The organism is Rhodococcus sp. NPDC003318, assembly GCF_042879035.1.
Classification (GTDB): Bacteria; Actinomycetota; Actinomycetes; order Mycobacteriales; family Mycobacteriaceae; genus Rhodococcus_G.
Genome location: NZ_JBIAOU010000012.1, coordinates 94,376 through 118,475 on the forward strand (window position 1 = coordinate 94,376; position 24,100 = coordinate 118,475).

The following is a 24,100-nucleotide window of genomic DNA, read 5'->3' on the forward strand; positions in this document are numbered from 1 at the left end:
CACCGGGGTACGTCTCCACGTCGGTCCGCGCGACGAGCCGCCACCATGGTCATCGCTTCGGTGTCTTCCGGAAGTCCCAGCTCACGATCTTGTTCGGCGTCACCCTCAGCCATCCGTGACGACCGTCAGCGGTGAAGGTGTCACTGCCCGTGTACTTTCGCGCGAAGCGCAGTTCGGGGTCGGTGAGTCGGCTGTCCTCGGACGATCCCCGAGGTACCTCGCCGACGCTCTCCGCGTGCCCGCAGATCTCGACTCCGCGAAGTTCTCCGAACCCGTGCCCGGCGTCGATGACGATCGACACCCGGGAGTCACGGGCGATGTCCTTCCAACGCTGGCTTCGGACAATCGAGTTGAGCCACAGGCAGGAACCGTCCCAGACGAACCACAGTGGTGCGACATGCGGCGTCCCGTTGGCGTCCACCGTTGCGACACGGCAGGTCCGCTCCTCACCGAGGAAGACGTCGATCTCTTCCGATGTCATCGCGATCGATCGCCCGCGACGCTGCTGCTTCACTTCTGTCATTTGGAGCCTCGATTCTCTCAGCGCCCACGCCATTGCGGAGCGCGACGTTCGAAGAAGGCAGTGATGCCCTCTGCCATGTCGTCCGATGCCTTGACCGCCGCGATCGCTCGGGCCGTCGCTTCCCACCCTCGCTCGTCGGCCTCCTCGTACTGGGATGTGATCGCGGCCAGTGTCTGTCGGACGGCGACCGGAGCCGACTCGCAGATCTCGTCGGCGAGATCGCGGGCCTGGCGGAGGGCGTCACCCGGTTCGGTGACACGACTGACGAGTCCAAGTTGGAACGCACGCTCCGCGGTGAGTCCGTCCTTGGTGATGAGGAGCTGCTTGGCCACGTGAATCGGCAGCGCGCGGATCGCGCGGAACAACGCACCCGACGTCGCGACGACTCCTCGTTGCGTCTCGGGGAGCGCGAATCGCGCCGTGGTGGACGCGACGATGAGATCGCACGCCAGCGCGATCTCGAATCCCCCGCCCAGGGCCGGGCCCTCGACCGCCGCAATCAGTGGTTTGATCCTGCGACGCCGAATGATCCCGTACTCGCCGCCACGTTCGGTACGGGCCTGCGCACCGTCCTTGAGGTCCGATCCGGCGCAGAACACCGAATCGCCTCCGGTGATCACGCCGACCCAGATGTCGTCGTCGTCGTCCAGTCGGTCCAGCGCGGCACTGATCCCCGTCGCCATCTCCGGGTCGATCGCATTGCGCTTGTTTTCACGATCCAGGGTGATGACGAGCACCTTGCCGTGAAGAGCCTGCCGGATGGGCATTCCTACTCCTTTATGAGCACGCTGTGCAACGAGCAGAAGGACGGTTGATCCGGCAGGAAGGAGCCAGCCGGATCGGCCGTCCGCACTGTCCTATCAGATACGCCGTTGAAGCCAGCGCTGACCTAGTGCAATTAGTTATCTATGTCACCTGGCTGATACATTTCGCGAGAGAATCCCGATGTGCACCGGTCGGCGCAACCGGAGGGCAGCCTTCGGCGAGCGGTCGACGAACGAAGGGCGGCCCTCAGACATGCCGATCACCACCGACAGAGCCGTCCTTCCAGGCGACGGACTCACCCTCACCGCCGATGTATGGAGCCCGGAATCGCCGACCGTCAAGGGAACCGTCGTGCTCCTGCACGGCGGTGGCCAGACCAGACACTCGTGGCAGCGCACTGGGATTCGCATCGCCGAACACGGTTGGCGCGCCTACTCCGTGGACGCCCGCGGCCACGGCGACAGCGAGTGGGCCGTCGACGGCGACTACACCACCGAGGCATACGCCCGTGACCTCGTCTCTGTGATCGGCGCGCTCGGCGAAAAGCCCGTCCTGGTGGGAGCCTCTATGGGCGGGACTGCCGCACTCATCGCGGAGGCCGACAATCCCGGCTCGAGCCGTGCACTCGTACTGGTCGACGTCGTCCCCAAGGCAGAAGCGGAGGGGCTGGCGAAGATCACCGGATTCCTCGAACGCGGCCTCGCCGGCTTCGACAGCCTCGACGACGCCCTCGCCGCCGTCGTCGCGTACAACCCCCGGCGTCGCCGACCGCCGCGAGCCGAGGGCCTGCTCAAGAACCTGCGTGAACGCGACGGTCGTTGGTACTGGCACTGGGATCCTCAACTGATCTCCGATCGTGAGAGGACCCTGGCGCTGGCGCCGGCGCGGGAAGCGCGTGCCCGCGCCGCGGCTCGAACCATCACGATTCCGACGTTGCTGATCCGAGGCGCGCAGTCGAATGTTGTGAGCACCGAGGGCGCGCGCGAACTTCTCGAGTTGATTCCCGGCTCGCGTCATATCGATGTCAGCGGCGCCGGACACATGGTCAGCGGTGACGACAACGACGTCCTCAGCGTCGGGTTGCTCGAATTCCTGTCCGAGCTTCGGTCGCACTGATCGGAGGCACACGGCGGTTCTGGCTTCACGACGATCCTCCCTCGTGCCGTCGAATCGCCTGATCCAGCGACGAGGCCAGCGGCCACCCGAGATACGCCGCGCACTGCAGCGCTGCCTCCTCCAGTTCCTCACGGGAGAGATCACCAGTGTCGAGCGCCGCAGCAACGTGCGCTGCCATCGGTTTCGTGGCCCCGACAGCGGCAATGCACGAGAGCGTGATCAGCCGACGTTCACGGATCGAAAGTCCAGGGCGCGTCCACACTTCGCCGAAGAGAAAGTCCTCCCCTGCCTGCGCGAGCACGGAGGTCGGGCCACCACCCTTCGTGGTTGCCATGATCTTCTCGTAGATCGAGCGTCGGTCACCCGCCTCGACAATGCCCTGTGCCGGATCGTCCACTGTTCTTCCATTCCGTTGGCTGCTTCCGCGATCAGCCCGCCGCCGGGCCATCCCCCGAAACGCTAGGCGCAGCGCGGCACCCCGCCGCTGTCGAAATTCCACCAAGCGGAATGGACCCACCCTCGGCGGCGCGCCTTCCACCCACCGGAGCCTACGAATGACATCCCATCGCATTCGACATGACTTCGATCATGGCAATCGAGCACTACGGTCTGCGGTCCGACGAGGACTGAGCGGACGCCTCCGCCGAGCAGATCTCACGTGAACCACGATTGGCCGATGTGTCTCCGCCCTGCGCGAGCATTGCTCGGATACCGAGTACCTGATCTGGGCGCGCGGATTGAGCGACTTGAACGGATCCGGGAAGTCCATCGTCGCCCGCGATCTCACCTTGCCCCGAACAGTGCAAGAGCAAGATCCCGAGGTCGCGGAGACTGCCCTCCTCATCGGGAGCAAGAGGCCATGCGCATCTGTGAAGACAGCCCTCTCCGGGTCTTCGGGTCGACACACCGGTGGCCACTCCCCCATACGACGAGCAGGGCGGAGTGGCCACCGAGCGGCGCGCCTGTCAGGCGCGAGCAGACCGGATCACGGTTCGAGCGATCACGTTGCGCTGAATTTCGTTCGTTCCCTCACCGATCTCGAGCACCTTCGCGTCCGCGTAGAAACGAGAGATCTTCGATTCACGAACGTAGCCGTACCCGCCGTGGATCTGAACACTGGCGCTGGCGGCGCGATTGGCAACTTCCGAAGCGTACAGCTTGGCCATCGCTGCTTCCTTGGCGAACGGACGACCGTTGTCGGCCAGCCACGCGGCGCGATAGACCAAACTGCGGGCAGCTTCGACCTCGGTGGCCATGTCGGCCAGCTTGTGCTGCACCGCCTGAAAGTCAGCGAGCCGGCGGCCGAACTGTTCCCGCTGCGTCGCGTGCACGGTCGCAAGATCGAGTGCTTCCTGGGCGAGCGACAGCCCCAGCGCGGCGACGCTGATCCGACCACCGTCGAGTACGTCGAGGAACTGCCGGAGTCCGTTACCTTCTTCACCGATCAGATTGCCGTCGGGAATCCAGCAGTTGTCGAAGATCAGCTCCCGGGTGTCCATCCCGTGCCAGCCAAGCTTTCGAAGGGGACGTCCGACCGTGTAACCCTCGGTCCCAGTGGGGATGAAGAAGGTGCCGAACCGCTTGGATCCGTCCTCATTCGTCCCGGTGACCGCAAGGATCGTCACACCCAGACTCACATCGGTTCCGGCGTTGGTGATGAACATCTTTGCGCCATTGACAAGCCAGCCACCGGCGTCCCGCCGCGCGTTCGTCCTGATTCCGGCCGCATCGGAGCCCGCGGTGGGTTCCGTCAACCCGAATGCGCCGATGTTCTTCCCGGAGGCCAGCGGCGTGAGCCAGTTCTGCTTCTGCTCCTCGGTGCCGAAAACCGCAAGCGGCAGCGACGCGATCGTGGAGTGCGCGTTCCATGCTGCGGCGAACGACTGATCGGCTGCGCCGATCGCTTCCATTGCTGCTACGTAGGAGACATAGCCTGCATCGGTACCGCCGTACTCGTGGGGAATCAGCAGCCCGGTCAGGTCCAGTTCGCCCATCTTCAGGAAGACATCCGAAGGGAAGCGTTCTTCCTCTGACCAGGACTCGGCGTAGGGTTCGATCTCCTTCTCGGCGAAGTCGCGGCAGAGCTTCTGAAGCTCGATTGCTTCGGCAGGCAGGTCTAGATCCATGTCGGGTCCGTCCCGTGAATAGGTCGCCGACGGCGACTCTTGTTTTTTAGAACATTCGGTATAATATTTAGCGCACTGCGTCCCAGTCAAGCGTCGACTCACGCGCGAGGCTCCCCCACGGATCGGCACAACACCATGACCATCGTTGAAAGCTCAATGACTACAGAATTTTTCGATGACCCGGCCACGTTGGCAGAGCTGTACCGCCGAATGCTCACGATTCGGCGATTCGAGGAGCACTCCTCCCGGTTGTACCGCGATACCCGGATCCCCGGCTTCCTCCATCTGTCCATCGGACAGGAAGCAACCGCCGTCGGCGCGTGCTGGCCGCTCGACGACCGGGACGTCATCACATCCACCCATCGCGGGCACGGCCACTGCATTGCCAAAGGTCTCGACGTCCACGGAATGTTCGCGGAGCTGATGGGGAAGGAGACCGGCACCTGCAAGGGCCGCGGTGGCTCGATGCACATCGCGGATCCCAGAAAGGGGATCTTCGGTGCGAACGGGATCGTCGGCGCCGGGCTGCCCATCGCGGTAGGTGCGGGAACAGCAGCCCAACTGCGGGACACGGGCGGGGTGGTGGTCGCGTTCTTCGGCGACGGCGCAGTCGCCCAGGGCGTGTTCCACGAATCGGTCAACCTCGCCGCGGTGTGGGACCTTCCGGTGATCTTCTTCTGCGAGAACAACGGCTACTCCGAGTTCTCTGCTGCAGCCGACCAGCATCGCGCAACGCTACGAGAGCGAGCAGCCGGCTACGGCGTCGAGTTCCACGAGGTCGATGGCAACGACGTCTTACAGGTCGCCCGGCTGCAGCGGACCCTCGTGCACCGGCTACGAGAGGGCGGCGGCCCGATGATCGTCGAAGCCACCACGTACCGGTGGCACGGCCACTACGAGGGCGATCCGGAGAGCTACCGGACCACGGACGAACTCGAGGAGTGGAAGAAACGCGATCCCCTGATCGTTCTCGGCGACACTATGCGCCAGGTCGGGATGGCTCCGGAAATCGCAGCGATCGAGGCCGAGGTCGAGGCGACGATCGAGGACGCCGTCGCGAAAGCCTCCGACGCTCCCTACCCGTCAGACAGCACTGTGGCTGACTATGTTTCGACCCCGAGAACCTTCATCCCTGAGCCACCGGCCCCCACCGACGGATCGGCGAAGGTCATGCACGCGATCACCAACGCACTGACCTACGAGCTGGAGAACGACCCGGCGGTGTTCCTTGCCGGAATCGATGTCGGCAAGGGCGGAAACGTCTACGGCCTGACACGCGGCCTTGCCGAGAGGTTCCCCGGACGAGTGCGGGATACGCCTATTTCGGAAAGCGCGATCATGGGAACCGCGGTCGGCGCGGCGATGGCTGGGTTCAAGCCGGTAGTCGAGCTGATGTACTTCGACTTCATCGGCGTGTGCCTCGATCAGTTGATGAACCAGGCAGCGAAGATGCGTTTCATGACCGGTGGGGCCGTTTCGATGCCCCTCGTGGTTCGGACGCAGTTCGGCGCCGGAAAGTCCTCGGGCAGTCAGCACTCGCAGAGCCTCGAGGCCCTGCTGGCGCACATCCCGGGTCTCACCGTCGTCATGCCGTCGACACCCGCCGACACCTACGGATTGCTGCGGGCCGCCATCCAGGATCCCAACCCGGTGATCTTCATCGAGAACCGTCTCCTCTACGGCAAGAAGGGGCCGACGCCGCCGGCGGACCACATCGTTCCGCTCGGCAAGGCGATCGTGCGCCGCCCCGGCCGCGATGTCACCGTGGTCTCCTACTCGAAGATGATGTACGACTGCCTGGCTGTCGCCGATCGACTCGCAGACCAGGGCATCGACGTGGAGGTCATCGACCTTCGCACGATCAGTCCGCTGGACTTCGACACCGTGCTCGAATCGCTCCGCAAGACCAACCGCCTGGTCGTCGTTCACCAGGCCGTCGGTGAGTTCGGTGTCGGAGCAGAACTCGCGGCCCGAGCTGTGCGGGAAGGGTTCTGGCATCTCGACGCGCCCGTGATCCGGGTGACCGCCGGCTCGACGCCTGCGCCGTACACACCGCCTCTCGAACAACAATGGCTGCCCGACGAGGCCCGAATCGAAGCGGCGATCCGAGAGTCGTTCGACGCCCACCCGTGACGCTTCCGTCGCGAACCCCACATTCGTCTCGAATCCAAGGACAGGAGTGCTCCATGAGCACAAGACTCGAAGGCAAGACCGCTGTTGTCACAGGTGCGGCCGGCGCGCTGGGATCGTCAGTGGCCACACACTTCGCCACCGAAGGCGTGCGGGCGCTGGTTCTCGCCGACCTGAACCTCGACGCCGTCGACGCACTCGCGGAGACGCTGAGGGGCCAGGGGATCGAAGTGGTCACCGAGCGCCTCGACGTCACGGACGGCGATGCATTCGATGCGGTGGTCAGCAACGCAGCAGAACGATTCGGCACGGTCGACACCCTGGTGAACACCGCGGGAATCGTGTCGCCGAACGCGCGGATCCACCACCTGTCCACAGAGGACTGGGAGCGATCGATGTCGGTCAATCTCACCGGTACGTTCCACGGTATCCGGGCGGTGGCGCGTGCCCTGCGGAAGAAGGCGAACGTGTCGATCGTGAACATCGCGTCGGTCAGCGGCTTGACCGCGTGGACCTACGCCGCCCCCTACTGCGCGTCGAAGGCGGGCGTGATCCACCTGACCCGAGTTGCCGCGCTCGAGTACGCCAAGGAGGGCATTCGGGTCAACACGGTGTGCCCCGGTACCTTCCCCACCGCGCTGCACGACAGCCTGCCCGCTGAGGCGCTGGGTGCGATCGAGGCTCGGCATCCACTCGGCTTCGGCGCACCGGCCGACCTCACCGGGGCGGTCACCTTCCTGGCAAGCGACGAATCACGGTGGGTGACAGGTCACTCACTCGTCGTCGACGGCGGGTACTCCCTGCCCTGACGGACTCACACCCGATCACGCAGCCTGACCGGCCAGACCGGCCGGCAGGTTCCGACCCGATAGAGGCCCTCACCATGTTCAACTTCGCCTCCGTGCTCGAGCGGAACTCACACCGGTTCGGCGACAGGATCGCCGTGTCGGAGGGCGACCGCGAGCTGACGTACCGTGACCTGCAATCGCGCGTGCAGTCCGCCTCCGTCGCCCTCCGCGACCTCGGCGTCGCGTCCGGTGACATCGTCGCGGTGCTGCTGTACAACAGGATCGAGTTCATCGAAACGATGTTGGCAGCCAACCGGATCGGTGCTGCCGTTCTGCCGCTGAACTACCGCCTCTCGCCCGCCGAGTGGCAGTACATCCTCGAGCACTCGGACGCGAGTGTCATCGTCACCGAGGCAGAATTCGTTGCCGCCGTCGACACTGTCGCGGTGTCGCTGCCGAACCTCCGGAACAAGGTGACGCTGGACCGTGCCGCCGATTCAACCTGGAGTGAGTACGCGACGCTCGTCGACGCGGGCCGCGGTCGGACGACACAGATTGTCGATGTCACGCCCGACTCACTGCAACGGTTGATGTACACCTCGGGGACCACGTCACGTCCCAAGGGCGTCATCATCTCTCACGAGAACCTCATCTGGAAGAACCTGGCCCACATCCTGGAGTTCTCACTCACCGCCGACGACAACACCCTGATCTGCGGTCCGCTGTACCACGTCGGCGGGATGGATCTGCCGGGGTTGGCCACCTTCCATGTCGGTGGACGGCTGAGCCTGCTCCGTAAGTTCGACGCGGCGGGCGTCACGGACGCGATCGAGACCCTGCGTCCGACCAACGTCTGGCTGGCGCCCTCGATGATGAATGCGCTCCTGCAACTGCCCGACATCTCCACTCGCGACACCTCGTCGATCCGCTTCATCACCGGTGGTGGCGAGAAGATGCCGATCCCGTTGCTGGACCGCATTTCCGAGGCCTTTCCCGGCGCCTGGTTCGCCGATGCGTACGGCCTGACCGAAACGGTGTCCGGCGACACCGTCAACGATGCAGAGCACATGCGTTCGAAGGTGGGTTCGGTCGGGCGGCCGGTGGCCCACGTCCAGGTGGCGGTGGTCGACGAGGAGGGGACGCCGGTCGCATCGGGGGAACTCGGCGAGATCGTCGTTCGCGGACCCAAGGTCATGGCGGGGTACTGGCGGGACGAGGAGGCAACCCGCAAAGCCATCCGGAACGGCTGGTTCCACACGGGCGACATCGGTCGTCTCGATGCCGACGGGTACCTCTACATCGAGGACCGGAAGAAGGACATGATCGTCTCCGGTGGGGAGAACATCGCCACGCCGGAGGTCGAACGCGTGCTCTACGAGCACCCCGACGTCGTCGAAGCCGCGGTGGTCGGCATGCCTCACGAACGCTGGGGCGAGGTGCCCCGGGCCTTCGTCGTGCTGCGTGCCGGCAGCACCGCCGACTCGGAGGCACTCAAGGAGTTCTGCCGTACACGACTGGCCAAGTACAAGGTTCCCGCGGAGATCGAGTGCATCGAGTCACTTCCCCGAACGCCTTCGGGGAAGGTGCTCAAGCGGGTCCTGCGCGAAACTCCCGCCTGAACGCGGGAAGCGATGAACGGAGAAGGAATGGGCTTCACGAACACCGACATGGCGGGGCGACGAGTGGTCGTCACCGGGGCCGGGCGCGGGCTCGGGCGAGTTCTGGCAACGGCTTTCGATGCCGCAGGAGCTCAACTCGGCCTGGTGGCACGGTCGGAGCAGGCGTTGACGAAGGTGGCGTCCGCCCTCGAGGGCGACCCACTGATCTGTGCGGGCGACGTGCGCGCCGACGGTTTCAACGAAAGCGTCGCCGAACAAATGGTCGACCGCTTCGGCGGCATCGACGTGTGGATCTGCAACGCCGGCGTGTCACCCGAGGTCGCCACCGTGGAGGAGACGGATCCCGCGGTGTGGCGCGACATCGTCGACGTCAATCTGACGGGCACCTTCCTCGGCGCGCGTGCAGCAGCCAAGGTCATGGAAGCGGGCGGACGGATCATCGTCACGGGTTCGGTCGTCGGTGTCCGACCCCGCGGAGGGCTGGCCGCGTACGCCGCCTCCAAGAGCGGCTCCCACGCACTCGTACAGGCTCTGGCGCAGGAACTCGGACCGCGGGAAATCACCGTGAATGCGGTCGCCCTGGGATGGTTCGACACCGGTCTCGGCGCTCACTGGCATCGCGACTCCGAGCGCGAGAACGACATCGCCCAGCACACCGCGCTCGGGCGGTGGGGCACTCCGGAAGACCTGCCGGGGATCTATCTCTTCCTCGCTTCTCAGGCGTCGGCATACGTCACCGGGTCCACGCTCACGGTCGACGGCGGATACTCGCTGCTGTGATGTGACGACATTGCCGGGTGTGGCCGCCTGACCCACCGGCAATTCGTCGTGCGTCCACCCACGGAAACAGTTTCGGTGCAGATCGGAAGCCCCGATCTGCACCGAACTGTTCACTCCGGGTGTGAGCGGTCTCGCGACTCGCTCAGACCGTCGCGACAGGAGTGAGCGGACTCCCCTGGGTTCCCGGCAGGTACAGCGGCGGCGCAGTCAGCAGGAACCTGCTCCGATTGTGCTCCCGGAGCCACTTCGCGAGGTCGTGGAGGTACCACAGCTCTCCCAGCGGGACACCCAGCTTGAACAGGCACAGATTGTGGATCGGCAGAAGCGAGTGCGGGGTGTCGCTGCCCGGCGGCCAGCCTTCGACCGCGTAGTTGTCGGCGATGAGGGCCGAGATCTGCGAGTCCGTGATCCACTGCAGCAGGTCGTCGTCCGTTGCATCGAGGTACGGATACATCGCCTTGATCTTGTCCGGGTCCGGGTTCTTCTCCCACGCGAGAACCTGCGTCGCGAACCCGGTGTGCAGCAACAGCATGTCACCGGGCTCGACAACGACGTTGTCCGCCTTCATGATGTCCTGCAGGGTCTTCAGGTCGACGGGCTGCCAGTCGGAGTTCAGATGATGGGCGATGTCGACCAGGACGCCTCGTCCCTGAACACCGTGGGCGGCCATGTGCTCGAGCCCGAGGTGGCGGGCGAAACTCTTGCTGCCGCTGCCATCACCCTTCGCGTCCTCCTTCGGGCCCACGATGTCCGTTCCGGCGCGGAAACCGTTGTAGTACACGGCCTCGGCGACGCCGTCGCCGTCTGCGTCGAACAGAGCACCCTGATGCGCGAGGGAATCCCACTGAGTGGAGTACTGCAACCACATGGTCACGACGTCGTCGGACCAGACATCGATGAAGTTCGGGTCGATTTCGTCCCGCGCGACAACGTTGTAGAAGGTGTCCTGATTGTGTGCGAGGTCCTCGGTCGGCCGCAAGATTGGCGGATAACGACGCTGATTCATTGCAGATCCGCCGGGGTAGTCGAGCGGAAGGCTCAGGCTGAAGCTGATCCCGTGCTCGACCTCCCGCACGCCCTGGAGGACCTTCTCCGGGGTGAGCAGATTGATTCGCCCCAATTCATCGTCCTCGCCCCAATCTCCCCAAGTGGATCCGGGCGGGCGATGCTGCCACCTCTTCGTCACTGTTGTTCCTCTTCTCGTCGAATACCCACATGAACCTCTCGCGAAATCGTATAATCAGCCGACCGATCGGGCAAAGAAATTTGACGCCGACAACCGTTGCCGCCCAACGGATAGTCCTGCAATCTGGGAACCGAACACACCCTGAGAGCGGTCATTGCGACGGGGCGGACGGACGGCATCCCTCTGCCTTCGCGGCAACGAGTCCTCCCCCAGACGTGACAGACGGATCCCCGGCGCCCACTTCGTCCAGAGTGGGACGAATATGAGATAATACGATCGGTTGATTTAGGATGTCCGGTCGGTATTACACACTGAGCCCCGATAGGCCGACGTCAACGTGGTGCGTCGGCACCACTGGAGTTGGACCGAACAACGGAGATGGGCTGCGACGGCATGGCAAGACCACCAGGGCACGGCCCCGCCTACGAAGTGAAGCGTCAGGAAATCATCGACATCGCTGCGAGCCTCTTCGCCAAGAAGGGGTACGCCGGTACCGGCATCGCCGAACTCAGCGAGGCGACCGGGACTGCACGCGGAGCGCTGTACTACTACATCGGCTCCAAGGAGAATCTTCTCGTCGAGATCCAGAATCGGGTCATGAACCCGCTTCTCACGGCCGCCCGGCGCATAGCTGATCTCGAGGTCGACCCCGTACTGAAGCTGCGCATGCTGTCCCAGTCGCTGCTGGAGAACATCCTCGCCCGCCTCGATCACGTCTGGGTCTACGAACACGATTACAAGAGTATGCGTGGAGCGAACCGTTCCCGCCTCCTGGGGCAACGGCGGGAATTCGAGGACATCATCGAACAGATTCTTCTCGCTGCCATGGACGATGGATCGTTTCGGAAACTCGACCCACGTCTGGCCACCCTTCAGTTTCTCAACATGCACAACCACACGTATCAGTGGGTGAAACCCGGCGGCGAGTGGGATGCGGAGACGTTGTCCCGGGAGTACTGCACGACGCTCATCTCCGGTTTCCGCAGCCAGAGCTTCGAGATCGACGGACTGGACAACCGCATGCTCGACTACTTGGGCCGGAGGAAAACCTCTGCACCCGAAGCGTCAGCCCGTCCGCGGAAGCGCCGCACGTCACCGGCGTAGCGGGCGGTGCGCTGAGACGCTGTGCGCTCGCCGCTTGAACGTGCGCTCCTACATCAGTGACACAGGAACAATCGCCGCACTTCGCGGCACGTTTCCCTGCGTGAGCCATGCACCCGGCCAGGCCGCCGACGTGCCAGTGAGGAACTGGCTCACATGCCGGCGCACTCGGATAGCCGACACCTGTGATCTTCGGCCTGTCGCCGGTGAAATGAGCGACGCGCACGTGCGGTGACTCTGGGTTTCGGGGTTACCAACACCACCCTCAACCAGAGGAACTTCGCACGTGCGCGTCAGTACTGCGTGGGGCGGATTCGAGTGGTCGTCGGAACACGATGCCGAACCCTCGGCGAGACGTGTTCCGTTGTGCGCCAGTCGAATATCTTACGAGCCCGGTTGTCAGAAAGGTTGGCCCGGCAGTAGCAGTCCTGCCGGGCCAACCTTCTGTAGCGACCTATCCGGCTACAGGCTGAAAGCCGACGTACTCGTCGGATCGGCGACGGAGCAGCCAGCGCTCTCCGGACAGCTCGAAATGGTCGTGGTAGCGCGCCACGATCGCCACCGACCACCCGACCCCGTCGTTCTTGAGCATTGCGACGTCGCTGGTCGCCTTCGCCTCGCTGTCAGTCCACTCCGTGAGCACCGTGTTGGTGACCACGTGACGCTGAGGCTTGGCCGGATCCGGCTGCCATCCAGGCTGTGAGAAGGCTGCTCGGATTGCATCGGCGCCCTCGATCAGCGGAAAGCCGGGAATCTCGACCACACCGTCCGGCCAGTACAGCGCGACCATGTCATCGACACGGCCGTCGTCCTGAGCCTGGGCGTGCTCCGCGATCGTCGACTGAATCTGCGCGTACACCTCGGCAAATGTCCCCATCAACCGGTCCCTACTTGAGAACGATCGGGGTGACGGGCGAGCCGGCGGAATTGGTGACCTTCAGGCCCGGAGCGCAGAACAGGAACTCCCACACCCCATCCGCTTCGCAGTCCTCAGCCAATTCCTCGAGGTTGAACATCTCGCCGAGCGTGAGTCCCATGTCTCGAATGACGACCTGATGGAAGGGGATCGTGGCGCCGGGGATCGGGCTCGGCCACACCTCACCCGAATGGTTGTCGATGGCCAGTGCCGCAACTTCACGGTCGTACAGCCACTGGCACGTGTCCAGGCAGGGGCCGGGAGCGTTGCCGAGAAAGTGCTCGCGGTCGCCCTCGAGGAACCACTTGTACGAGCCGGTACGCAGCAACACCACGTCGCCGGACTCGACACGCACCCCCTGACGTTCCTCGGCCGCAAGGAGATCCGCCTCTGTGATCTCGTAGGAATCCTCGAGCCGATCGACGCCCTTGAGCCGGGCGATGTCGAGGAGGACACCACGGGAGATCAGACGATCGACCGCCTTGTGGAAGGAGTTGCGGGAAGCACCCATGAAGTTGTTGACGGCGCCGGACGGCACATCGTTGTAGAACTTTCCGCCGTAACCCACATGCGCCAGGCCGTCCCACTGCGTCGCCGACTGGAGTCCGGTGACGATCATGTCGTCGGCCGAGATCAATCCGTCCGGGGACTTCGCCGTGTCCGACGGGAGGAGGGTCATGACATGGATCGGGTTGGTCCGCAACCCCCCACCCTTGAAGGGTCCATCCTTGTCGAAGGGCATCCCGAGGTCGAAGGCGCGACCGGTACGGACGAGTTGTGCTGCCTGAATACGCTTTTCGGGTGTGACAAAGTTCAGCGTACCGATCTCGTCGTCGTCACCCCATCGGCCCCAGTTGTTCAGCTTCCGACCGAGTTCGTGATGCGGCCAAACGTTCTCATCGCTCATGGTTCCTCCTCATCGGTGTGCCATGTAGTGCTTCACACAGTCCATGAGACTGTCGGGAGTGTAGTAGCCGGTACGGTCCTTGATCTGCGACAGGTTGTCGACGACATCCGCAATACCGGCGTTGTGCGGGTCGGGGTGCAGGTAGCCCTCCGTGACACCCGAGAACAGGTGCGCGAATCGTCCGGCACCCGCGAGGTAGGTCTCGCCACTGACGTTGCACACCTCGTGGGCAAGGTATCCCACCATGGGCGCGACGAGCGAAGGATCCATGTCGGACTTCGGCTCGTCCGTCTTGTGGCGTATCTGAGCCATCCCGTCCGACGGCGCGCCACCCATCCTCGTCATCGCATTCGGCGCGATCACGTTGATCTTGATGTCGTGCTCGCCCGCGGAAAGCGTCATGCTGTTCGCCATACCGAGGACAGCTGCCTTCGCAGTGGCATACCCGGTGTTGTCCGGGAGCCCGAACATCCCGATCGAGGACGTGATGACGATGCGACCGTAGTTCTGCTCGATCATGTGCGGCCACGCGGCGTGCGAGGTGTTGAACGCGCCCATGACGTGGACAGCAAGATGGTTCTCGATGTTGTCCGCATCCACATCGGGCAGTCCGCCGAACCGGACATTGCCCGCATTGTTGACGACAATGTCGATCCTGCCGAAGTTCTCCAGGGCGGTGTCGATCGCGTGCTTGCCGCCCGCCACAGTCGAAATGTCGCTGACATCGGCAACGGCGACCCCGCCTGCGTCGATGATCTCCTGCGCGACGATCTGTGCAGGAGTGGCGTCCGAACCCGAACCTTCGATCGTGCCGCCGAGGTCGTTCACGACGACCTTCGCGCCGAGATCACCCAGCAGATGGGCGTATGCCCGCCCAATCCCGCGACCAGCACCGGTCACCACTGCAACACGGCCGTCGAATCTGTATTCCTGCATTGCCATGCTCTCTGTTGGTCGCCGGTTCACGAAAGGAAACGCGCGTACTTCGAATCCAGGACCTCGCGCAGCTGTTCGCGCAGCTTCGGCCTGCCGCCTGGATTGAGCAGGAAGCTACGGGCCTTCCCCGGAATGTTCGTGCCGTAGAAGTAGCTACCGTCCCCGAATGATGAATGGACGGCCAGTTCTTCGACCATCTGGTTCCATTTCTGTTCCAGATCGGCAGGCACTTCCATCTTCACGAACCCCTGCTCGCGCATGTACTCGATCGCGTCGGCAACGAAGTCGACCTGATCCTCTGCGTAGCGAGGGTTGTTGCCGGCCGCACCATGCGGGCCACCCGGGAAGAAGAGGTTCGGGAACTCTCGGCACATGACGCCCATGAAGGTGCGCGGACCGCCCGCCCAGTGATCCTCCAACGCCAAACCGTCACGACCGCGGACACCGAGCCTCGTCAACGCACCTGTCCCGAAGTCGAACCCGGACGCCCACACGATGACGTCGAATTCCCGCAGCCCGTCGGCAGTCTCGATACCGGTCTCCGTCACACGAGTGATCGGAGTTTCCTTGATGTCAACCAACGAGACCTTCGGGTTGTTGTACGCCTCGAAGTAGTCCGTCGTGAAGGGGGGCCGCTTGGCCGCCCAGCCGTGGTCCTTGGGGATCAGCTTCTCGGCGGTCTCCGGGTCAGCGACGATGCTTCGGATCTTCTCTGCCATGAACTGGCACCAGTCCTCGTTGGCGGCAGAGTCGGTCATCGTGTCGGCGTAGTTGCTGATCACCTTCGAGAAGCCGGGGCTCACCCACATCTTCTCGTAGTGTGCCCACCGTTCTTCCTTGGTGTCCTCGAACGCCTTTCGGGAGTCACGCTGATGCAGGAAGCCGCTCGCGGATTCGTTCAGGCAGTCTCGCATCTGCTCGAAGTCGGCCTTGAGTTGTGCGTACTGTTCGGTCGAGATCGGTTCATTGGCAAGTGGAGTACACCAGTTCGGTGTCCGCTGATAGACCGTGAGCGATTCGACCTGGTCGGCGATGACCGGGATGACCTGCACACCACTCGAACCAGTTCCGATGACGGCAACCCGCTTGCCCGTGAAATCCACCGGCTCGTCCGGCCACAGTCCGGTGTGATGTGACACGCCGCGGAAGGTTTCTCGGCCCGGCACCGCCGGGAACGCCGGAATCGACAGCACACCGGTCGCCGCGACAAGGAACCGCGCTCGCACCACGGACCCGTCACTCGCGTGGACCAACCAGGTCGTCGTGTCTTCCTCGAAAACCGCGGAAGTCACACGAGCACCGAACCGGATATGGCGACGCAGATCGAGCGTGTCGACGACATAGTTGAAGTACCGCTCGTTCTCGGCCTGACCGGCGAACCGCTCGGTCCACTCCCACCCGTCGAACAGTTCCTTGGAGAACAGGTATCCGTAGGTGTAGCTCTCCGAATCCAGCCGCGCACCCGGGTAGCGGTTCCAGAACCACACTCCACCGACGCCCTCGCCCGCCTCCAACGCAATGGTGGAGAATCCCGCCTCGCGGGCCCGGTACAGCTGGTGGATACCGGTGACTCCGGCACCGATCACCAGTACATCGACGTTCGTGATCGAATCCAACGAACTCATCAACATTTCCCTCTTGTCGCTCATCGATGCGCTCCCGCGTTCCGCGGGTCGCCGGTCGTCAGTGCGGTGGTGAATCCCCACGGGATTCCGAGGCTCGTAGCGGGTTCGGTGACAATGACCTCGCCGGTGCGAACCCGAAGGTCGACACCCTGCTCCTTCAAATGACGCTCCACCCGGTCGAGATCCTCGACCTTCCAGGTGATTGAGTGGTAGGTGTCGTTCGGCGCATTGACCGTCCATGCCTCGTGGGCCGAACTGCCTGCATCGGGGACTGCGTACTCGTAGACCGCGTCAGCGAGGTGCACGTAGATGCTTGTGGCACTGAGCACTTCGTTGCGACCCTCGTGGATCACCGTGCCGCCAAGTCCGTCCACCATCATCCGCAGCGCCCGATCCGGCCGATCGGTCAGGATCGTGTGATGCGAGGCCCGCTCGATGCCGAGCGGGTCGTCGTCGGATACCGCGGGCACTTCCCAGCCCGGCGCCAGACGATGGTCCAGGGGGAACGGAATCTGTGGCAGGAACTCGTACCGCAGGCCTGTGCTTTCCGGAACGGTGAAGAAGATGGGCATCGGGGAGCCCGGCGCAGACGGGGGATTGTCACCGTCGGCAACCTCCCCCTGCTGCCCTACCATTGCGATGCCCAGTTCCTTGAACCTGCGGTACGCATCGGCGATGCCGTCGACGTACCATCCGAATCCTTTGAGCGTCGGCCCGTCGACGTCCGCATACTGCTGAACGCCGTTGAGGACGTACCGTTTCGGGTCGATGGTGTCGAACAGCACGTCGCTGATCGGGGTGAAGATCGAGTAGTTCGTCGGATAGCCCTCGCTCACCGGAGCGCTACTGGTCATCTCCGAGATGGGTCTACTCGGACGGCCGAACACCCGTTCGAACCACTCCTCTGCCACACGGAGGTCGGTCACGTGATGACTGGGATGGTACAGCCGCGTTACACGGAAATTCTGCGTGTCAGTATCCGACACAAGTACTCTCCTTCACTCGGATTCAGACGCTCGAGCGGCGTTGACAACCGTCTTGCACTCGAACGCATGAATCAATGCGCAAAGACACGTCTTTGGCCGACTACCAGGTCACGGGAAGCTCGTAGATCCCGTATGCCTGCGAGTCTTCCTTGAACTTCAGCTCGGAGAGATCACATGCCAGCCGCAGTGTCGGAATACGACGGAAGAGGGTGCTGAAGACGACATGCAGCTCGATCCGGGCCAACTGCTGCCCGATGCACTGGTGCGGACCCCACCCAAAGGTGATGTGGTGCGCTGCCGGGCGGGCCAGGTCCACCTTTTCGGGATTGGGGAAAGCCTCCGGATCCCAGTTCCCTGCAAGCAGGGAGACGATCAGTCCTTCTCCTGCCCGGATCGTCTCGCCCCCGAACTCGATGTCATCGATCACGGCGCGCTTCGCCATCAGATGCGGAATTGTCAGGTACCGCAGCAGTTCCTCGATCGCGTTCGTCACGAACTTCGCGTCGTCGGACTTTTCACGCAGCAGGGCGAGCTGCTCGTCATTCTGCAGCAGCAGTGCCGTGCCCAGGGTGATCATGTTGGCGCTGGTGTCATGCCCGGCGACAAGGAGGATATGACCCAGGCGAGATGCCTCCTCGAGCGTCAGCTCGCCGTCCTGGACGCGCTTACCCAGATCGGACAGGACATCCTCGTCGGGGCTCTTGATCTTCGCCTCGATGAGTCCTGCGATGTACCGGCGAAGCGTCGCGGAGGTTTCAGCGGATTGCTCAGGCGTCTTGTTCAGCGCATTGGTGACGCCGGCGTGCTCCTGGAAGAAATCATGATCCTCGTACGGGACCCCCAGGAGCTCACAGATCATCAGCGACGGCAACGGCAACGACAGGGCCTCGTTCAGCTCGGCCGGATTGGGGCCGGCGAGCATCTGATCGATGAGGTCGTCGGTGATCTGCTGAATGGCAGGCCTGAGCTTCTCCATCCGGCGCCGGGTGAAGGAGCTCGTCAGCATTCGCCGCCAGTGAGCATGGTCGGCACCGTCGGTGTTGTTGATCGACGGAAGCGTCTGGCCGGCGTGTGCCTGCATGGCCATCGTGGTGTGCGGGTATCCCGGGCGCCACACGTTCGAACTCACCCGCGGGTCGGTCAGGATCTCACGCCCTGCCGCATATCCGGTCACGAGCCAGGGCGTGTTGCCGTCCCACGTCCGTACTCGGCGAAGCGGCTTGTCTTCCTTGTGCAGCTCGAGAAGCTCCGGGGGCGGCGCAAACGGGCACTCCTGCGACCTGGCCATCGGAAACTCGACCTGGTCCGCAGCCTTGACGGTCTCATTCATATGCGTCCTCTATCTCTAGTCTTCTACGCACTACATCGCGGGAGCGCGACTATTCCTCGATGGCAATGGCGAGAGCCGGGCATACCGCAGCCGCATGACGGACATCCTCCGCCAACTCAGCAGAGGGAGAAGGGTTGAGCAGCACGACGATTCCATCCTCGTCGCGCTGATCGAACACCTCCCCCGCTGCAGCGACGCACTGTCCGGCAGCGACGCACTTCTCCTCGTCGATCACAATCTTCATGACTCTCCTCGTACTGTTTCAGCCATAGAGAACCGCGAGCGCGGCGATCCCCGCACCACGGGACGCACTTGATTTCACTCACGCGACCCTGCCTGGCGCACCGAACTCCAGCAGCCGGGCATCACTGGGCCCGGTATTCACTGGCGAACGAATGTGACTACGATCATATCTCGACCGGTCATTCAAATCAACTGCTGGCTGTGCCGCATGTGTCGATCGAATCCCAACCTACGGAGCGGAACTCACACGAGGTACCGACCACCATTGACACTGAGCGTCTGCCCGGTCACGTACGCGGCCTCCTCCGACACCAAATAGGCCACCGCGTAGGCGATGTCCTCCGGCTTCCCCGGACGCTTCATCGGCATCTTCGCAGCCACCGAGTCCAAATCGAAACCCTCACGGAGCAAGGGAGTGTCCACGAACCCGGGCGGCACGTTGTTCACCGTGATTCCCTTGCCGGCGAACTCGATGGCGAGCGCCTTGGTGAACCCGATGACACCACCCTTCGACGCCGCGTAGTGGCCCAGCGCCGGCGCACCGGTCTGCGCGGAGGACGAGGAGATGTTGACGATCCGACCCCACCCACCCTCGAGCATGTCGGGAACGAGGGCGCGCGTGACCAGGTAGGGCCCCTTCAGGTTGATCCGTATCATGTGGTCCCACGCCTCCTCGGTGAGATCCGTGAAGGGCACGTAATTGGTGATACCGGCGTTGTTGACGAGAATGTTGATCGCTCCCAACTGCTGCCTCGTGCGGTCGGCTGCATCCGCAACCGCCGCGGCATCGGCCGCATCACCTGCGACGGCGATCGCTCGTCCGCCTGCGGCGGTGATCGCCGCGACAGTCTCCTGTGCGCCCTCCGCGTTGAGATCCCACACCGCGACCGCCGCGCCCTGCGCAGCCAGAACGGAGGCGATAGCCCGTCCCAGCCCGCGGCCACCGCCGGTCACAACCGCATTCTTTCCCTTGAGTGACATCATTTCCCTACTTCCTCGTGATCGAATTCAGGCATCCGTTACTTCCCCAAGCGCCTCTCGTGCTGCCTTTCTGGCTGCCATCGCTCGGGGGAAGCCCGCATAGCCGCTAGCGTGGTAAATGACTTCGGCAATCTCGTCCCGGGTCAATCCGTTGCCCAGTCCGATTCGAACATGACTCTTGAGCTCGTCTTCCGCGCCCAGCGCTATGAGAATTCCCAGAGTCACCAGGCTGCGATCCCTCCTGACAAGGCCCTCGCGAGCCCAGAGAGCGGCCCACACGTTGATCAGGCCGATCTCGACCAGCTCCTCACCGAGTCGCCCGTCGCAGAGATTCACGTCGCCTGCGTCGGGCATACCGGGTACCACCGAGCGCATGGTCTCCAGCCCGAGGGCACGCAGGTCGGTCGGCTGGTTGTGCTCAGAGGAACCACTGTCCTTCATCGCGAAAAACTCCTACTCATGTAGCGCGCCGTAGTTGCCGATCGATCACCCTGCGATCGCAACCACCACGCTGAGGGCCGGGACGCATCCATAGCGCGACCCGAGCAGCCGTGGCAGTTTTTTAGTCCGATCGGTCGAGTTGACGATTGGTTTGACCCTACGGGAGAACGGCGAGCACTGGCAATGCCCGGATATGCGGATTCCGAGACGGATCGCGAACGGCGGCCGGCGATGGATTCATCCGGTAGTCAGCGCGACCAACCCAGTGTCATAGTTGATTTCGTCAGTGCTCAGCGATTCGGCCACCGTGTCGGCGCCACACCAGACAGGGCACCGAGGGCCCGCGAGGGCGCACGTCACCCTGTTGCGGCATACTGCCAAGCGCTCGACGGGCGGCCGTCGGGCTGCTGGCCAGTGGAACGACCGTTCCATACAATCGGAATGAGAGAGTGCGGCCCGATCGGCGGACACCTCGCAAACTGCCCGGATTCTACTCTTGCCAACCTGGAGATAGAACACTATGTTATCGAGGTAACAGGTGAGGGTGATCACATTGGTGTCCAGTGTAGGCGTGCACCGGGATCCCCATCGCGTGAGGAGTGTTCATGCTGGACATGCGGTACGTCGGGGACGGGGTCCCTGTCGTTCCAGTGGCATGCTCCGCCTTCAATCTTCGGCGATCGCCTTGCGTCTGCGGTTCGACCCTGTCCTACAGGTCCGATCTCGCCGATTGCCCCCCTGCCGGGTTCCTTCGCCCTCGAACCATGAAAGGTCCATCGTGATCCCGAAAAGACGTGTGCTCGTGGCGGGCGCAGTCGCTACCGCACTCCTGCTCAGCGCGTGCGGCGGCGCTAACTCCACCGACACCGCCGCCGCTGGCGGCCCCTCCGGCGACCCGGTCAGCGGAGGGACCGGCCATATCATCGAACAGGCCGAACCCCGCAGCCTCGACCCGGCCCTGATCGCCAATTCCTGGGCCAACTCGCCGGTTCTCGGTAATGCGCTGTACGGCACCCTGATGACCGACAAGCCGAACAGCAGCGACATCGAATACAAACTGGCAGAGGACTTTTCGACGGCAGATGGGGGCAAGACGTTCACCCTCACCCTCCGCAACGGTGTCCAGTTCTCCGACGGCACTCCCTTCAATGCCGAGGCCGTCAAGTTCGGCTGGGATCACATCAAGGACCCGGCGACCGCCTCCGCTGACAGGACGCAAGCAGCACTGGTCGAGAGCAGCCGCGTTGTCGACGACCGCACCCTCGAGGTGACCCTGGTCGAACCGGTCCCGAACTTCGCCAATGCCATCTTGCAGACCGGGATGAACTGGATCGCCTCCCCTGCCTCGTTGCAGGGCGGCCAGCAGTCCATCGACTCCAACCCGATCGGTGCGGGACCGTACACGCTCGAGCAGTGGTCGCGTCAGGACGTCATCAAGCTCACCCGCAACGCGAAGTACTACGACGCGCCGCGCCCCTACCTGGACAAGCTCGAGATCCGCGCAATCGGCGACGCCGACCAGCGGTACAACACCCTCGTCAGCGGCGGCGCCGACCTCTCCCTCGAAGGCAACTGGAAGAACATCGAGAAGGCGAACAGCGCCGGCCTGCAGAACTCGGTCGTTCCCCTCGGCGGCGGGACCTCATTGGTGCTGAACACCACCCGGGCACCGTTCGACGACGTCCGGGCACGTAAGGCGTTCGCGATCGCACTCGATCTCGAGGGGATCAACAACGCGGTCTACGACGGCGCCGCCGAGCTGCCGACGACACTGTTCGACGAGTCTTCTCCGTTCTACAAGGACATCCCGCTCGCAGAGCAGGACCGCGCCGAGGCTCAGCGTCTCCTCGACGAACTGGCGGCAGAGGGCAAGCCCCTCAACTTCACCATGTCGCTCTACCCGGCCACCAAGGCTGTGGGCGAGGCGATCCAGACGCAGCTGAGCACGTTCAAGAACATCACGGTCAACGTCCGTACCGTCGACGTGGCTCAGGTCGGTCAGATCATGGGGCAGAAGGACTACGACACCCTGGTGAGCACAGTGGCCTTCGCCGATCCCGAGCCGCGCCTGTGGTTCTCGTTCCACAGCGCCTCCAGCGGAAACACCAGCGGCATCAAGGATGCAGAACTGGATGCAGCGTTGGAGAAGGGACGTACGTCCACTGACGTGGCGGAACGGACGGCAGCGTACGAGACGGTGCAGAAGCGTCTGGTCGAGCTGAACCCCGTCATCTTCTACACCCGTGCCGCTCCCGGTGTGATCGCGAACGGCAACGTCGGCGGGATCCAGCAGTACGGGATGGGCTCGGTGCTCCCGGAGACGCTCTGGATCCAGCCTTAGAAGTAGAGGTGGACGCACCGGCTCCGGCCCCCTCCCGGAGCTGGTGCGTCATCGCCGACCGGCGGTCCGCGGTGCATTGCCCGGACCGCCGGTTTTCGGCTGTCATCGGGTGGTGAGGGTCGGTGAGCGCCCTTCGAAGAGCCACGACTCCCATCCCGGACCAGGCGGTCTTTCGTCCTCGTCGGGATCAGATAGGTGAACGAGGTCGTCGATGTTTCCTCGGTCGCCGCACACACTGCTTCAAATGTTGAACACCGGAACCTGCACCTCTATACTTTCTGTGGTCCAGGCCACACCTGCACTCGGAGGGTGCCGCGTGGTCCGGACGCGTCTAGTCGTCAACCAGAGCGGCCCGGTCCACTTCGAAAAGAGGCGTGTGTCCAGAACAGACAGCGGTACGCCCGCCAGTCGTCCCAGCCGCTGCCAGCGCCTGCGGTCAGCCGGCAATCACGGTCAACCCGAACAGCATCGTCGAGGCCGACCGCGATCCGCACTCGCGGGAAGCCAAGGGACTTCGGTCCCTCGCACTCGGATGCCAGCGGTAGGAACCGGCCAGAACGGCCTTTCAGAAGGCGGACCGGGCCGGAGTACGGTTGCCCCAACGCTGCAGGGACTCAACCGGAACCCACTCATCCATGGTCGCCTCGAGCCCGCTGGCCCCAGGGAGACGCGGATCGAGAGCCCTACCCTGACGACATGCGCCCTGCCCTGGAACAGCGTTGCATCCGAAGAGTTTTGAGCCTCTGAACGACGGAGCATGGCATTCGGGCAACACCGCGAATCAGTCGGTAGGCGTAGCCAACGATACCGAGGAGCGCCTGCAGATCGCCTTCGACGGTGGCCTGACTCCCGTCGCTTCCATCAAGGCGGCCGGACCACGAATACTTCTGCGTTACAAGAGATTGCTTCGAGGTCCACAGTGCCCTCGTAGCGTTGCCGAAGACCTGACGTTGCGCCGAGCAGGAAGTCGACTTCGAGCTAGCAGACAGGCCACTCCCTCGCTTCAGAAATTGGTGCTTGCAAGATGTGATCTAGGACTTAGTATACTTAGTGAACGGAGACTCTCACGGCAGTGGACGCCTGGGTACACCCAGCGCCGCCACAAGCGGGCCCATGCACGCGCCATCTCTGCTCCTCGCTCGCAAGCAACGACTGCGCGCGGAGCACCAGACGGCTTGGCATCGATCCGGAGCAACCCTGAGAGCCTCCCGCACACCACATCGTGTACCACAGCCGAAACCCACGGTCTGCGCTCACATC

Annotated in this window: 21 protein-coding genes; 7 read left to right on the forward strand and 14 right to left on the reverse strand. The window is 63.6% G+C overall.

Features of this window, described 5'->3' with window-relative positions:
- Positions 1 to 49 precede the first annotated feature (49 nt).
- Both ACFYVR_RS18900 and ACFYVR_RS18905 read right to left on the reverse strand, forming a co-directional pair.
- The gene (locus tag ACFYVR_RS18900) at positions 50 to 514 is read right to left on the reverse strand and encodes a pyridoxamine 5'-phosphate oxidase family protein (RefSeq protein ID WP_387476006.1); all 465 of its coding nucleotides are present in this window, start codon (positions 512 to 514) and stop codon (positions 50 to 52) included.
- A gap of 26 nt (positions 515 to 540) precedes the next feature.
- Complete coding sequence (locus tag ACFYVR_RS18905; protein WP_387475911.1) at positions 541 to 1,290, reverse strand: enoyl-CoA hydratase-related protein; 750 nt, start codon at positions 1,288 to 1,290, stop codon at positions 541 to 543.
- A 250-nt stretch (positions 1,291 to 1,540) separates the two neighbouring features.
- Here ACFYVR_RS18905 and ACFYVR_RS18910 point away from each other — a divergent pair, with 250 nt between their 5' ends.
- Positions 1,541 to 2,404 (forward strand): alpha/beta fold hydrolase, encoded by an 864-nt coding sequence (locus ACFYVR_RS18910; RefSeq protein ID WP_387475913.1) that lies wholly within the window; start codon positions 1,541 to 1,543, stop codon positions 2,402 to 2,404.
- A 25-nt stretch (positions 2,405 to 2,429) separates the two neighbouring features.
- Here the strand turns inward: ACFYVR_RS18910 and ACFYVR_RS18915 are convergent, their stop codons facing one another.
- Together ACFYVR_RS18915 and ACFYVR_RS18920 are read right to left on the reverse strand one after the other, a co-directional pair.
- Positions 2,430 to 2,801 carry a carboxymuconolactone decarboxylase family protein gene (locus ACFYVR_RS18915; protein WP_387475915.1) on the reverse strand — a complete coding sequence of 124 codons (372 nt, stop codon included), beginning with the start codon at positions 2,799 to 2,801 and terminating at the stop codon, positions 2,430 to 2,432.
- 568 nt (positions 2,802 to 3,369) lie between these two features.
- The gene (locus ACFYVR_RS18920) at positions 3,370 to 4,530 is read right to left on the reverse strand and encodes an acyl-CoA dehydrogenase family protein (RefSeq protein WP_387475917.1); all 1,161 of its coding nucleotides are present in this window, start codon (positions 4,528 to 4,530) and stop codon (positions 3,370 to 3,372) included.
- A gap of 156 nt (positions 4,531 to 4,686) precedes the next feature.
- On the opposite strand from ACFYVR_RS18920, the gene ACFYVR_RS18925 reads away from it, so the two are divergent.
- From ACFYVR_RS18925 to ACFYVR_RS18940, 4 genes are all read left to right on the forward strand, one after another.
- The gene (locus ACFYVR_RS18925; RefSeq protein ID WP_387475920.1) at positions 4,687 to 6,663 is read left to right on the forward strand and encodes a pyruvate dehydrogenase complex E1 component subunit beta; all 1,977 of its coding nucleotides are present in this window, start codon (positions 4,687 to 4,689) and stop codon (positions 6,661 to 6,663) included.
- 53 nt (positions 6,664 to 6,716) lie between these two features.
- Positions 6,717 to 7,469, forward strand: a complete 753-nt coding sequence (locus ACFYVR_RS18930) for an SDR family NAD(P)-dependent oxidoreductase (protein WP_387475922.1) — start codon at positions 6,717 to 6,719, stop codon at positions 7,467 to 7,469.
- 74 nt (positions 7,470 to 7,543) lie between these two features.
- Complete coding sequence (locus tag ACFYVR_RS18935) at positions 7,544 to 9,067, forward strand: long-chain fatty acid--CoA ligase (protein ID WP_387475924.1); 1,524 nt, start codon at positions 7,544 to 7,546, stop codon at positions 9,065 to 9,067.
- Positions 9,068 to 9,094: 27 nt separating this feature from the next.
- Entirely contained in the window at positions 9,095 to 9,847 is a 753-nt protein-coding gene (locus tag ACFYVR_RS18940; RefSeq protein WP_387475926.1) for an SDR family NAD(P)-dependent oxidoreductase, read from the forward strand.
- 142 nt (positions 9,848 to 9,989) lie between these two features.
- Here the strand turns inward: ACFYVR_RS18940 and ACFYVR_RS18945 are convergent, their stop codons facing one another.
- Positions 9,990 to 10,967, reverse strand: a complete 978-nt coding sequence (locus tag ACFYVR_RS18945; protein ID WP_387475928.1) for a cyclase family protein — start codon at positions 10,965 to 10,967, stop codon at positions 9,990 to 9,992.
- Between the two features lie 459 nt (positions 10,968 to 11,426).
- Here ACFYVR_RS18945 and ACFYVR_RS18950 point away from each other — a divergent pair, with 459 nt between their 5' ends.
- The gene (locus ACFYVR_RS18950; protein WP_387475930.1) at positions 11,427 to 12,137 is read left to right on the forward strand and encodes a TetR/AcrR family transcriptional regulator; all 711 of its coding nucleotides are present in this window, start codon (positions 11,427 to 11,429) and stop codon (positions 12,135 to 12,137) included.
- Between the two features lie 451 nt (positions 12,138 to 12,588).
- Here ACFYVR_RS18950 and ACFYVR_RS18955 read toward each other — a convergent pair whose 3' ends face one another.
- The 9 genes from ACFYVR_RS18955 to ACFYVR_RS18995 form a co-directional block, all read right to left on the reverse strand.
- A complete protein-coding gene (locus ACFYVR_RS18955; RefSeq protein ID WP_387475932.1) occupies positions 12,589 to 13,011 on the reverse strand; it encodes a nuclear transport factor 2 family protein in 423 nt (140 codons plus the stop codon).
- Positions 13,012 to 13,021: 10 nt separating this feature from the next.
- Complete coding sequence (locus ACFYVR_RS18960; RefSeq protein ID WP_387475934.1) at positions 13,022 to 13,957, reverse strand: cyclase family protein; 936 nt, start codon at positions 13,955 to 13,957, stop codon at positions 13,022 to 13,024.
- A 9-nt stretch (positions 13,958 to 13,966) separates the two neighbouring features.
- Positions 13,967 to 14,923 carry an SDR family NAD(P)-dependent oxidoreductase gene (locus ACFYVR_RS18965; RefSeq protein ID WP_387475936.1) on the reverse strand — a complete coding sequence of 319 codons (957 nt, stop codon included), beginning with the start codon at positions 14,921 to 14,923 and terminating at the stop codon, positions 13,967 to 13,969.
- Positions 14,920 to 16,518, reverse strand: a complete 1,599-nt coding sequence (locus tag ACFYVR_RS18970; protein WP_387475938.1) for a flavin-containing monooxygenase — start codon at positions 16,516 to 16,518, stop codon at positions 14,920 to 14,922. The genes ACFYVR_RS18965 and ACFYVR_RS18970 overlap by 4 nt, the downstream gene beginning before the upstream one ends.
- A 20-nt stretch (positions 16,519 to 16,538) precedes the next feature.
- A complete protein-coding gene (locus ACFYVR_RS18975) occupies positions 16,539 to 17,303 on the reverse strand; it encodes a VOC family protein (RefSeq protein WP_387475940.1) in 765 nt (254 codons plus the stop codon).
- A 301-nt stretch (positions 17,304 to 17,604) separates the two neighbouring features.
- Entirely contained in the window at positions 17,605 to 18,834 is a 1,230-nt protein-coding gene (locus ACFYVR_RS18980) for a cytochrome P450 (protein WP_387475942.1), read from the reverse strand.
- 49 nt (positions 18,835 to 18,883) lie between these two features.
- Positions 18,884 to 19,078 carry a ferredoxin gene (locus ACFYVR_RS18985; protein WP_387475944.1) on the reverse strand — a complete coding sequence of 65 codons (195 nt, stop codon included), beginning with the start codon at positions 19,076 to 19,078 and terminating at the stop codon, positions 18,884 to 18,886.
- 242 nt (positions 19,079 to 19,320) lie between these two features.
- Positions 19,321 to 20,061: an SDR family NAD(P)-dependent oxidoreductase gene (locus ACFYVR_RS18990; protein ID WP_387475946.1), complete on the reverse strand. Its 741-nt coding sequence runs from the start codon at positions 20,059 to 20,061 to the stop codon at positions 19,321 to 19,323.
- 24 nt (positions 20,062 to 20,085) lie between these two features.
- The gene (locus ACFYVR_RS18995; protein ID WP_387475948.1) at positions 20,086 to 20,499 is read right to left on the reverse strand and encodes a carboxymuconolactone decarboxylase family protein; all 414 of its coding nucleotides are present in this window, start codon (positions 20,497 to 20,499) and stop codon (positions 20,086 to 20,088) included.
- Positions 20,500 to 21,301: 802 nt separating this feature from the next.
- Between ACFYVR_RS18995 and ACFYVR_RS19000 the strand changes: the two genes are divergently transcribed.
- A complete protein-coding gene (locus ACFYVR_RS19000) occupies positions 21,302 to 22,840 on the forward strand; it encodes an ABC transporter substrate-binding protein (protein ID WP_387475950.1) in 1,539 nt (512 codons plus the stop codon).
- Positions 22,841 to 24,100: the final 1,260 nt, after the last annotated feature.